This is a genomic window from Peptoanaerobacter stomatis (genome assembly GCF_000238115.1).
GTDB classification, from domain to species: domain Bacteria; phylum Bacillota; class Clostridia; order Peptostreptococcales; family Filifactoraceae; genus Peptoanaerobacter; species Peptoanaerobacter stomatis.
The window spans coordinates 16,920-29,635 of the sequence record NZ_JH414546.1 but is presented as its reverse complement, the minus strand read 5'-3'; the positions used below and the strand labels follow the sequence as shown (position 1 = coordinate 29,635).

7 protein-coding genes are annotated in these 12,716 nt (G+C 30.6%); 2 read left to right on the top strand and 5 right to left on the bottom strand.

Features of this window, described 5'->3' with window-relative positions; translation table 11 throughout:
• Window positions 1-310 precede the first annotated feature (310 nt).
• Window positions 311-565 (bottom strand): type II toxin-antitoxin system Phd/YefM family antitoxin, encoded by a 255-nt coding sequence (locus tag HMPREF9629_RS00075; protein WP_330367794.1) that lies wholly within the window; start codon window positions 563-565, stop codon window positions 311-313.
• Between the two features lie 867 nt (window positions 566-1,432).
• Here HMPREF9629_RS00075 and HMPREF9629_RS00070 point away from each other — a divergent pair.
• Window positions 1,433-6,454 carry a prealbumin-like fold domain-containing protein gene (locus HMPREF9629_RS00070; RefSeq protein ID WP_009524251.1) on the top strand — a complete coding sequence of 1,674 codons (5,022 nt, stop codon included), beginning with the start codon at window positions 1,433-1,435 and terminating at the stop codon, window positions 6,452-6,454.
• A gap of 119 nt (window positions 6,455-6,573) precedes the next feature.
• On the opposite strand, the gene HMPREF9629_RS00065 is transcribed toward HMPREF9629_RS00070, so the two are convergent.
• The 4 genes from HMPREF9629_RS00065 to HMPREF9629_RS00050 all read right to left on the bottom strand — a co-directional run bounded on the left by HMPREF9629_RS00065 (window position 6,574) and on the right by HMPREF9629_RS00050 (window position 10,629).
• The gene (locus tag HMPREF9629_RS00065; protein WP_009524250.1) at window positions 6,574-7,818 is read right to left on the bottom strand and encodes a sensor histidine kinase; all 1,245 of its coding nucleotides are present in this window, start codon (window positions 7,816-7,818) and stop codon (window positions 6,574-6,576) included.
• Window positions 7,815-8,492, bottom strand: coding sequence for a response regulator transcription factor (locus HMPREF9629_RS00060; protein ID WP_009524249.1), 678 nt, complete (start codon window positions 8,490-8,492; stop codon window positions 7,815-7,817). Before HMPREF9629_RS00060 ends, HMPREF9629_RS00065 begins: the two co-directional genes overlap by 4 nt.
• A gap of 241 nt (window positions 8,493-8,733) precedes the next feature.
• Window positions 8,734-9,564 (bottom strand): NAD(+)/NADH kinase, encoded by an 831-nt coding sequence (locus HMPREF9629_RS00055; protein ID WP_009524248.1) that lies wholly within the window; start codon window positions 9,562-9,564, stop codon window positions 8,734-8,736.
• Between the two features lie 174 nt (window positions 9,565-9,738).
• Window positions 9,739-10,629, bottom strand: coding sequence for an Rpn family recombination-promoting nuclease/putative transposase (locus tag HMPREF9629_RS00050; protein WP_009524247.1), 891 nt, complete (start codon window positions 10,627-10,629; stop codon window positions 9,739-9,741).
• 531 nt (window positions 10,630-11,160) lie between these two features.
• On the opposite strand from HMPREF9629_RS00050, the gene HMPREF9629_RS00045 reads away from it, so the two are divergent.
• On the top strand, window positions 11,161-12,534 hold the full coding sequence (locus HMPREF9629_RS00045) for an ABC transporter substrate-binding protein (RefSeq protein ID WP_009524246.1): 1,374 nt from the start codon (window positions 11,161-11,163) through the stop codon (window positions 12,532-12,534).
• Window positions 12,535-12,716 lie beyond the last annotated feature (182 nt).

The following is a 12,716-nucleotide window of genomic DNA, read 5'->3' as shown; positions in this document are numbered from 1 at the left end:
AATTAACAATAAGCCTTTTTTTTGAAATTAATTTAACAATTCGTATATATTTTATTTTGAGTAGAGAAGCCTACGAACTCCATAGTATTATCAATAACAACATAAAAAATAGAAAAATTACGAATATTTATTCTATAGTATGAGTGTTTTCTATGCTTTGATGATTGATATGGTGAAAATGCAAGTGGCATCTTTAGTCTTTTTATAATAGCAAATTCAATGTCATCTACAAGGCGATGAGCTTAGAGTATTAGTAATATAGTCTACAACCTCATTTAAATCATCTTCGAACATAGGAAGGAAAGATAATTTATAGTTCTTGCGACTCATTGATTCTACTCCTTACTTTGTCGAATATATCAGATTGAAGAAGACGAATAGAGGTTTTTTCTGAAAAAGAATCGGCTTCATCCAATTTTCTTTCTATGTCATCAGTAAGTGCAGAGTATTGCTCAATACTCATTAAAACCATTGTTCCATAACCGTTTTTGGTAAGGAATACCGGAGAGTTTGAGCTGATGACGGTTTCCTCAATTTCAGGGAATTTATTTCTTAAGTCAGACACAGGTCGAATATTAATCATAATGATTCCTCCTTTTTGATACAACAACATTATTATATCGTTATTGTATCAAAATTATATCAAAATAACAATAATAAAAATATTTTAAATTTTTATATTGTGCAAATATTAAATGATTCTAATAAAAATTGATTTGCATTTGACTAATTTGAATATAACTTTTAATAAAAAAATTATAAACAAAAAAATAAAATAGGTTCTGTATTTTACATATTGATTAAATTATAAAAATGTGGTATTATTGTAAAATAAGTAAATATAACTAACATTTATAAAAAATGTGATAAGATATGAAAGATTGAAGAATATCCAAATAAAAATAGATAATGATGATTTGTAGCATGGTTGTTTATAATTAAAATTATGGGATCTCGCTTAATAATATTGCAAAAACTTGCATAATAAATTTAAAACCGCAGTTTGTATATAAAAAACACTTTATTATTTGAACAATTGGCGGTATAATTTGAGGTATTCATAACAATACAGCATAAAAAGTAATATATGCCTATATATCACAGTTAATACGGCAGCTTCAGTGTATAATATGTTTTTTAAAAATAAAATATATTGTTTAAAATAGGTATAATATTGCTATAAATTTCGTAATAAAGGAGGCATAAAAAATAAGAAAATGAAATTGTTGAAAAAAAATAGTAAAAATTTGTTATATATATAACAGTTAATTGACAATCTTGAATTACTTAAATCAATACCGATATTTGGTAAAAAAGCATAATACTATAAACTGCATGCATCAATTATAACATAATACAGAACCGTTTTGTATTATAATTGTGGAATTTTAATCAAATAATGGTATTAAAACAAAAGAAAGAAGGAGTGAAGATGAGACCTATGACACGATTAAGCAGATTGCGAAGTTTTATATTGGCACTTGTTTTACTCATAAGCAGTATATCCGTCCCGCAAAGCTCTTATGCGGAAGGTACAGGTAAAGACGTAACCGATATTTTAAAACCTGAAACTGTTGTAAAACAGGACAATAAAGTAATCAAAGAAGGTGAAAATATAATTGCGGATAAGGGATTTATGGTGGATGTAAACTTTAAAGTTCCGGTTAAGCTTGATGGTAAACCGCAGTATGTCAAACAAGGTGACTTTGCCAAAATAAAACTTGGAAAAGGTATTAAAGTCACAAATCCTATTGGAGATAAGCCTATTATAATAAAAGATGATAAGGGACCGAATCATACAGGCAGAAAAATAGGAACTGCAAAATTTGTAAAAGAAGGTGACAATGTTGTCTTGGATTTTCAGTTCGATGGAGACAAGTATATATTTGAAGAACGTCAAAATGTCGAAGTCGAATTGTATGCAAGTTTTGAGTTGGATGAAAAGGCTGATGATCCAAATACTCCTCAAGGAAATAAATTTGTAGAAATATTAAAGAAAAAATACAACCTTATACCCGGACAGAAAAGTATATCTATGAGAAAAGAGGGTAAAGTCGATTATAATGATAAAACCGTAACATGGAAAGTATTTATCGACAAAAATAAATATTTCGGTCAAATATCTCTTGACGGATTTGAATTTTATGATAACTTGTTTGATGTAGGAGACTATATAAAAGACACTTTTAAAGTTGGCAAGACGGAAGATGCATTAGTGTCAAAAACACCTACATTTGACAAGGATAAAATAGAAACGGATAAAAACGGTAATAAAGTAAAACCTCTCACATATAAATTTGATAATAGTAGTACGACACCGATTGTAATCGAGTTTAAAACTGAAATAAAATTTGACGATTTTTATTTAAGAAACGATAAAAAAGAATCTGAAAGAATTACAAAGACAAATACTGCATTTATAAGAAAAGACAAAGAAGAGTATAAAGCTGTAGGCGAAGTTGAAATCGACAAGATGTGGACTCAAAAGAAAGTAATAAAAGGTCATTATGTAAATGGACATAAAAGACCGTATCGTAAAGGAGATTCAGAAAAAGGAGAAGATCCTGATTATTACTACGTGGATTGGACTATAGAGTTTAATCATGAAGGCAAATCATTGGAAAATGTGAAAATAAAAGATGAATTGCTTAAAGATACGCTTGGAGAATGTTATCTTGAGTTTGCACATTCAAAATTGGAAGTATGGAACAAAGAAACAAAAAAATATGAAGTAAAAGATACTTCTATACGACCTGTTGGTTCTATCTATACCATAGGCGATATAGACGCTAAAATAAAATTTACAATAACAACTAAGATAAATCCGGGCGGTATTAATGTAGATTTAGAAAAAACAAAAAGAAGAGATTTTAAAAATGTAGCAAGTGTAATATGGGGAAAAGACGGTAAGCTCATAGTGGAACATTTTGCCTCAATGTCTATAGGAGAGACTATACTTACTAAGGATTTTGAGAAAGATAAAGGCTCTTATATAGGTCAAACTATAAAATGGAATATAAAAGCGTATGAATATGATAAGTACTCTCCTAAAACAAGCAGTTATTTATATGACATGATAATTTTCAAAAATTCTCCAAATGCTATTTATAAGCTTAAAGAAGGGGAATATGAAATACGTGACGGAATTACAAAAATAACGAGCTTAGATGGTATTGATATTACAAAGCTGTCAGAAAGAAAAAAAATAGTTCCGAAATTTATAAGATATAATAAATATTTGGAAGAAAGTTTTAATTCCGATAAAACTATTAAGCATAAAGTTTATAAAATATATGCCAATGATGAATATGTCGGAGATTTGCTCGAAATATATGGGTTTGACCCTAATAAAAAAGATTATAATTTCACTTTTAACACTGTGGTAACGGACAATCAGACGTTGCTTGGTGACGGAAGAATAAGTATAGCCAATTATGTTCATCTGTTTGAAGACAAAAAACAAGTCGCAGTTTCAGAATCTTGGCCTGAATATAATGCGAGGATGATTACAAAACAGGCATTGCCTGCCACAGTATCAAGAAATTTGGCTGAAAAGTTAAAAGAAGGACAAGATGTATCAGATTTGGCTAACCAGGATATATTCGATGATACAACTAAAAAAGCTATAGATAATAAAGCTATAGCATTTGACAAGAAAACAAATTCGGTAATATTCAGACTTAGCGTAAACGCATCAGGTATGGACAATACAATAGATGAAAATGGAAAACATACAGGTGAAAGCCTGATTGGAGATGTCATTTTAGAGGATATATTGCCTGATGGCTGGAAGTTTGAGGATATTCAGGGTAAGCAATTCCTTATATTTGAAGGAGAAGCATATAATAATGAAGAAGCTTACGAAAATATTAAAAATGAAAATATCAAAAGAACAAGAGGAGTTGTAAAAGCTAAAACGCTTTTAGGAGACACATCCGATTTTCTTAAAGCAGACTTCAAAGATAATACAGTTAAATTCACTTTTAACAAAATAGATAAGCCGTATGTTATTTTGCTTAGAGCCAAGATTACAGATGACGCTTTCAAAGCATATGTAAATAGAAAAGTCGATCCTATTAAAAATACGGCTACAGTTAGGATCGGAAAAAATAAAGCGCAAGACAGTCAGCTTTTTGATATAAGCAATGAATTCCTTAAAAAATCCGTTGACAAGGAAGACATGGACGAAAAAGGTTACTTGACATGGACAGTGGAATATGATCCTGACAACTATTATGCAAAAGATAAGAAAGTCAAGTATATCGAAGACAAGCTTGGAGCAGGAATGTCATTCAGAACGGAACCTTCGGGAGAATTAAGTTTTAAAGATGGGAATTATAAAGTTGAGCAGTGGATATTTGATGATAATTCTCAAAAATTTGTATTGGATAAAACTTATACAGAAAAATCTGATCTGGAAAAATTTATGGAATATCATGATAATCAAAAAAATATCCTAAAATTAAATATTATTGATAATACAAAAAAATATAAGTTCATATATGTTACAGATGTAAACGGTCAAGTAGATAAAATTCAAAATGAGGTTACACTTTTTGGAGAAGACGGAAAAATCACAGATATACCTACTGTAAAACATGAATTCACAGTAAGTGGCAGTGGCGGAGGAAGTGCTTCTGAAGGTCTTACTCAAATAAAAATAATAAAGACCGATAAGAACAAAGCTTTGTTAAAAGGTGCACAGTTCAATTTAAAACAAATAAATGGCAATATTAATAGAACAAGAATAACGGATAGTAACGGAGAATTGGTTTTTGGACAATTGACCGTAGGAAAATATATCCTTGAAGAAATTCAAGCTCCACAAGGATATGTTAAGCTTAATAAAACTTATAATATTAATATTACTCAAAATAACGGCGTATATAAAGCAGTTGTCGAAAAAGAACAAGGCGATACAAATATAGTACAAAATGAAAATGTAATAACCGTAATAAATGAAAAAATGCCGCCAACACCTCCACCTACACCTGAAACGACATCAGCATCACTTTCTGTAAATAAGAGAGTAGTAGGGGATAAATGGTCGGATCCTGATGATGAATTTACTTTTGCAGTTAAATTTATAAGCGAAAATGAATCACAAGTAAATGAAAAGTATAAGTATTATAAAAACGGAACTGAGGCAGGAACTATAGGAGACGGTGAGCAGTTCAAATTAAAAGACGGTGAGCAAATAGAGATAAAAGAACTTCCTGCAGGAATAAGATATACATTAACTGAGATTGATTATAAAGAATACAAACCTCAAGAAGTAGAAAAATCAGGTCAAATAACTACTGCTAATTTATTGGAAAACTCAGTTGAATTTATAAATGAAACTACTACACACGGACAACTTAGAATAGAAAAAGAAGTAGTAGGTTCTGATACGGATAAAGCTGAAAAATTCAGATTTACAGTTAAAATAGGAGATAATCCTAATAAAATATATAAATATAAAAGTGGAAATATTTATCAAACAATAACAGGCGGAACGGAAACTGTTATAGAACTCGGACATGGTGAACATATACTTATAGAAGGTATAAAATTAGGAACATCATATCAAGTAACGGAAGCATCGAATTCTAATTATACTGTTATGGTTAACGGACAAAACGGTAGAACAATAAGCGGAACCATAACTGAAAATGAGCATGATGTAACAGTAAAATTTGTAAATACTCGTAAAATTCAATCTTCACAGTTAAGAATAGAAAAACGGGTTGAAGGTAATGCCGCTGATACAACAAAACTATTTGATTTCGCTGTTAAAATAGGTGATAATGAAAACGAGGAGTATAAATACGAAGTTAAAAAGATAAATGGTGATGGCGCTATAGTTAGACAAGGTACTATAAAAAGTGGAGGAACAATACAACTTGCACATGAAGAGTATGCAGTTATAAGCGATATAGAATCAGGCTCATTTTATAGTGTTGAAGAAACTGTAACATCATCAGACGGATATACTACAACAGTTAATGACGTAAATGGTAAAACTGTAACCGGGGATATCACTGAAAACGGAGCTGTTGTAAAATTTGTAAATACTCGTAACAATACAACACCTGGTGGAGGAGGCGGTGAGGACCCTACACCTCCGGGACCGTCAAACGATCCGCAGACACCACCGACTGTACCTGACAGAGAAAGACCGACACCTTCAGTACCGACTTATCCAATCGACGATACACCTAATCCGAATGCTCCGAATTCTCCTGATAATATAGTAGTATCAGATGAAGACGGAGTACCGCTTGGAACATATACTAAGCAGACAAAACCTGACGGAACGGTAGAATATGTGGATGAAGATGGAGTACCTCTCGGAGTTCGTAAACTTGTTAAAACAGGCAATGAATTCCCTGAAATACCGTTGATGATGACATCTGTATTATCATTATTCGGTTTTGTAGTACTAAGACGTTATAGAAGAAAAAATAAATAAAAAATTTTAATAGGTTTTGAAATGAATTTGTTGTAGTAGCAATATCGTAGAGAAATCTATTTACAAAAAAACCTGCTTATAAAATTAAGTAGGTTTTTTTGTAAGAATTTTTTTATTTTTCAGTTTTGATTAGTTCCATTCATAATTATCTTAAATGATGTGCCTTTTTGTTCGTTGCTCTCCGCCCATATTTTCATATTGTGATTGTCCGTTATTTTTTTTGCTATGGAAAGTCCCAAGCCGTAGCCTCCATGCTCTTTGTTTCTTGATTTTTCCACTCTATAAAATCTCTCGAATATATGTGTCAATTCGGTTTTCGGTATTATCGGACCGAAGTTGTTTATTTCAAATTTTATTTTTTCTTGTTCTTTTTTGAGACTTACATTTATTACTGTGTTTTCGTTGCTGTATTTGCAGGCATTTTCGAGCAATATGGAAAACAGGCTTTGTATTTGTTTTTCGTTTGCATTTATGCACAAATCTTCTTGTACGTTTTCGTAGTTTATATCTATATTTTTTTCAAATGCTATGACTTCCAAGCTTAATATTTGAGATATGAGTATATCACTTACGTTTATTTTTTCAAATGTTATTTCTCTTTTGCTTTTGTCTGTTTTTGCAAGAAACAGCATTTCTTCGAGCAGTGTTTTCATTTGCATTGCTTCTTGTTTGCTGGAATTTATCCATTTGATTTGATTTTTTATTGTATCGTTTTCGTTTTCTTCCAATATGTCCATATTTGCAAGCAATACTGTAAGCGGTGTTTTTAATTCATGAGATGCGTCCGCAATAAATTGTTTTTGCTGTAACCATGCTATTTCTACAGGTTTAAGAGCCCATGAGGATAAAAATATGCTTATTATTAAAAATGCTAAAAGTGCGGTTGTTCCTGTGACTATTAAGATTATAAGAAGAGACTCCAATGTTTCGTGTTCTCTTGTTATATCTATGAATGCTATTTTTTGGTATGAATCGGTAACTTGTTTCAGATAACGAAGTTTCATTTGTTTTATAGTGCCTACGTTGTATTTGTCTGTGAAAGCTGTTTTAATTGCTTTTTGAAGACTTTCGTCATCTATTGATACGTTATTTTGTATCTGTGACAATATGGTTCCGTTTTTGTCTAATGTTACTACAAACAATGATGTGTATTGTAATTTTTTCATATCACTGCCGTTTGTGTAAGCAGTTGCTTTTACAAGATCTATAAGTGACATTGATATTATTTCTTTAAGGTCATCTATGCTCTGTGATTCCATTGCTTTTGAGTTTGTTTTGAGTATTATGGAAAATACGGATGCTATTATTATTGATACCAATATCATTGTTATGGCAACAAATTTTATTTTTAAATTGCGTATCATTGTTTATTGTATTCGAGCTTATAGCCGACCTTTCTTATAGTTTGAATGGTTGTGGATGATTTTAAAAACAGCAGTTTTTTTCTGAGGAATGATATATATACTTCTACGTTGTTGTCTGCCGCATCTGATTCTATGCCCCATACTTTTATTATTATGTCTTCTTTTGTGGCTATCATCTGCGGATGAGTCATAAGCATTTTCATTATTTCAAATTCTTTATAGCCTAATTGTATTGATTTTGTGGCACTCATCATTTGATTTGTGTCAAGATTCAACGTTACGTCTCCAAAGGAAAGCTCGTTTATTATAACTTCGCCTTTTCGTCTTGTTATTGCTCTTAATCTTGCAAGTAATTCTTTTGTTTCAAAGGGTTTGGTCATATAATCGTCTGCACCGTAGTCCAAGCCCTTTATTTTATCGTCTGTCTGGCTTAGGGCGGTAAGCATTATTATAGGCGTTTGTATTTTTTCGCTTCGGAGTTTTTTCAGCACTTCAAAGCCGTTCATCTTTGGAAGCATTGCATCTAATATGATTGCGTCATATGCAAAGCCTGTGGCATATTCATAAGCGTCTTGTCCGTCATGAACTATATCTGTTATATATTTTTCTTTTTTTAAAAGTTCACCTATAGCCTCTGCAAGCCTTAATTCGTCTTCTACTACAAGTATGTTCATTGTATCATCTCCAATTTTGCCTGATTTTTGTTTATTCAAGTAAAAATTAAATACCTATATTTTTTAATTAATGGATAAAATATATAAGCTTTCGTTTTGAGTATACTTAATTTTGCTTAGTTAATAAATTCTTAAAAACAAAAATATTCAATTATTTTATTAACTTTCCATATAATTTTTTGCTGACTGTTTTAATTAATATTATACTTGATATTCTTAAAATATGATTAAAATACCGGATTTATAAAAATTTCTCCTTTACTTTTGTCCAAAATTTATAGCTTTCCAATCTCATAAGTTTTATTTTGTGCTTGGAATAAGATATTTCCATGCTGTATAATTTTTCGTATTTGTATTGTATTGCATCGGCTAAAAATATAGTTGTATTTTGATGCTGATTTTCAGGAGTTACAATAACTTTTGCTTTGTATGGAAGTATTATGCTGGAAGTCAGTGAGCGATATGCGTTGGAGTTGAGCGGAGCGATAGGTGTGACTTGTATAAGATTAAGTCTCGGATCGATTATACTTCCTCCTGCGGAATAGTTATATGCGGTAGAACCTGTAGATGATGATATTATTATGCCGTCACCTGAAAAACATTCCATATGCTTGTTGTCTATTGACAAATTTAGATGAACCGTCTTGTTTTTATAGCCTTTTATAGCAAATTCATTTATCGAATGTATAGTATAATCTCTTAATTGTGTTCTTATATTTGCATGAAGCGGCAATACGTTTTGTATTTCATAGTTGGATTTTTTTATACAATCTATAAGATAGTCTATTTCGGACGGTATTACATCTTGAAAAAAACCTAAATGACCTGTGTTTATACCTACAAAAATTGAATCCGGATATTCAAGATCGTGGACATTTTTTAAAAATGAACCGTCACCGCCTATTGATATTATAAGATCGCATATACTGTCAAATTCGTTTATTACGTTAAAACCTGCATTTATTAATTTGTCCATAAGTAAAGGATATACTTTTTTAGACGATGAGTTGGAATTTGATTTTATAAAAATATTTTTTATTTCAACGTTTTTTGTAGCTTTTTTGTTCGACATTGTTAACCTCAAAAAATTATAATAAATATGTAAATTATATTATAGCATAATTTTTTTAAAATTGAATAATTTATAATATATAGCTTTGTATTTGATTTTTATATACTTTTGTTTTTTTGTAAAAAAATACCTCCATTGTTTATACGGAGGTATTTAAAAACTATATTATAAAGATTATAAACGCATAATATCATCTACGCTGAGATCTGTAAGCTGTGATATTAAGTTTATATCCATATGCTTATTAATCATATTTTTAGCTATATATATTTTTTCATCTTGACGTCCTATTCCAATGCCTTCTTGACGTCCGATGCCGATACCCTTTCGCATACCTATATCTATGCCGTCTTCTCTTAGTGATGCCATATCACATTCATATCTAAACTCCGCTTCGTACTTTTCTCTTTCTTCTTTGTTGCTCCAAAATCTTCCGAGTGCTTCATTTGCTTTTTTCATTGTTTTGTCTTTTTCTGCCAACATCTCCCTCACCTCGTCTTTTGTTGTTTTTATAAATAATAACCACTTTTCTAATTCACTTAAATCATATTCTTGTATTTTTGTCATATCTAAAAAATGTATCTCTAATATATCGTCCAATGGTGTGTGTTCTTTTTCTTCCAACAATTTGTATATGCTGTGAACTTTGTCTGAATATGGAAATCTTTCGTTTAACAGTGTTATTAGTATTGTTTTATTTAAGTTTCTGTATGCTTGGCTTTGTTTGAAGTTTTCTATATATCTTTTTGACCAATAAAATAACACTCTTTTTGCATAGTCTGTTTGCCATTTGTTTTGCATTTCTATTGATATTCTTTTGCCGTTTTTTAATACTGCTTTTATGTCGAGTATTCCTGTCTTTTCTGTGTAGTGTTGTTTTGAAAGATATGTGTTTTCGACTGTTATTTCTTGTAGATCTTCTTTTTTTATTCCTGTTATTATGCTTAAAAGTGCTATTAATATATCTTTGTTTTCTTCTTTGCCGAATAGCCATTTGAATGCATAATCATTTCTAAGTGTAAGTTGTGTTTTATCGTAACCTAAGCAGTTTATATAATCTTGCATTTTTATTTTTCTCCTGAATGATTTTCTATATTGTTATTATATCACATATCTGGAGAAATCTGCTATTTTTTGTCTAATATTTTTATTGTATTTAAAGATAAAATCATGTATTTATGATAAAATTTTTTCAAAGACATAAAAGACATATATATTATAAAATAGCGTAAGCAATAAGAAGTTGCCTAAACTAAATCATAAAGAAATTATAATCGTACGGTATTTTAAATATATACGCTGTTTGATTTGTTCAAAAATATTTGCAAATAATTTATAAAAGATTTTCATTAATAAGATTGTAAAGCTTGTAAAAATAAATTGAAAAATATGCTTGACTATACAAAATTTATATGTTACAATTCAATTATAAATTCGGTAACGTTACCGAATTAAAAAATAAATAAAATATGCTTTTGAAGATAAGAGGATTTTGGACAAAAGGAAAACGCTATTAAAAATTTTTGTAGGTGAAATGGTATTAGTGAAAATCTGCTGTTTTCAAGGCATAAAAAAATTGAAGTGAGGTAGTTTATAATGAAAAGATTGAAAAAAGCATTATTCATAGGACTTGCGGCTCTTACGACGGTTGCTATGCTTACAGCTTGTTCAGGCGGAGATAAAAAAGATGATAAAGCTGCAGATAATAAAACTGAGCAAACTGCAGATGCAAGTACAGGGAAAGTTTATTATTTGAACTTTAAACCTGAAGTTGAAGAAACTTGGAATAAGATAGCACAAACTTACAAGGAAGAAACAGGAGTGGATGTGAAAGTTGAAACTGCTGCAAGCGGACAATATGAACCGACACTTAAAGCGGAGATAACAAAAGACGATGCACCTACATTGTTCCAAATAAACGGACCTGTAGGCTATCAAAACTGGAAAGACTATACGCTTGATTTGAAAGATTCTGAGATATACAGCCATTTATTAAACAAAGATATGGCAGTTTCTACAGATGAAGGAGTATTCGGAATACCTTATGTTGTAGAAGGTTACGGAATTATATACAACGATGCTATAATGCAAAAATATATAGCACTTGACGGAGCAAAAATAAAATCAGTTGATGAAATAAACAACTTTGCCAAACTTAAAGAAGTTGTAGAAGATATGCAAGCTAAAAAGGCTGATTTAGGAATAGATGGAGTATTTGCAGCAACTTCATTGGCACCGGGAGAAGATTGGAGATGGCAAACACACCTTGCAAACTTACCTGTGTACTATGAATACAGAGATAATAAAGTAAAAAATCTTGATGAAATAAAATTCACTTATTCAGACAACTATAAAAACATATTTGATTTGTATGTGACTAATTCAACAGTAGATCCTTCTACATTAACAGGAAAAACAGTTACAGATTCTATGGCTGAATTTGCACTTGGAAAAGCTGCGATGGTTCAAAACGGAAACTGGGCTTGGGGACAAATATCAGGTGTTGAAGGAAACACAGTTAAAGCCGAAGATGTTAAATTCTTACCTATATATACAGGTGTTAAAGGTGAAGAAAAACAAGGTATATGCGCAGGAACTGAAAACTTCTTCTCAATCAACTCTCAAGCAAAACCTGAAGATCAAAAAGCATCACTTGATTTTGTAAACTGGTTGTTCACAAGCGAAAAAGGAAAAGAATATGTAACAAAAGATTTAGGTTTCATAACTCCATTTGATACATTTACAGAAGCTGAATCTCCTGATGATCCGCTTGCAAAAGAAGTTATAAAATATATGAGCAATCAAGACTTATATAACATTGACTGGAACTTTACTTCTTTCCCAAGTCAAGCGTTTAAAGATGCGTTCGGTCAGTCACTTGGTCAATATACATCAGGTAATATGGAATGGGACGATGTAAAAGCCTTGTTTATAAATGAATGGAAAGCCGAAAAAGAAATGGCTCAATAATTTAACCGGGAGGCGCCACGCCTCCCTTTTTTTATAAGCATTTATATTAATCTTCATTTAAAAATACATATAACGGATTTTATTGTCAGTGTTACTTTTTCATATAGTGTATGGGTGTATATATATGATATTTTAAATAAGGTTGAGTATTTATGCGAATATTTTTTAAAATTTAGGAGAAA

Coding starts and splice junctions, on each gene's coding strand:
- HMPREF9629_RS00070 (WP_009524251.1), top strand. CDS start 1,433: ATGAGACCTATGACACGATTAAGCAGATTGCGAAGTTTTATATTGGCA.
- HMPREF9629_RS00060 (WP_009524249.1), bottom strand. CDS start 8,492: ATGAACATACTTGTAGTAGAAGACGAATTAAGGCTTGCAGAGGCTATA.
- HMPREF9629_RS00065 (WP_009524250.1), bottom strand. CDS start 7,818: ATGATACGCAATTTAAAAATAAAATTTGTTGCCATAACAATGATATTG.
- HMPREF9629_RS00050 (WP_009524247.1), bottom strand. CDS start 10,629: ATGCAAGATTATATAAACTGCTTAGGTTACGATAAAACACAACTTACA.
- HMPREF9629_RS00055 (WP_009524248.1), bottom strand. CDS start 9,564: ATGTCGAACAAAAAAGCTACAAAAAACGTTGAAATAAAAAATATTTTT.
- HMPREF9629_RS00045 (WP_009524246.1), top strand. CDS start 11,161: ATGAAAAGATTGAAAAAAGCATTATTCATAGGACTTGCGGCTCTTACG.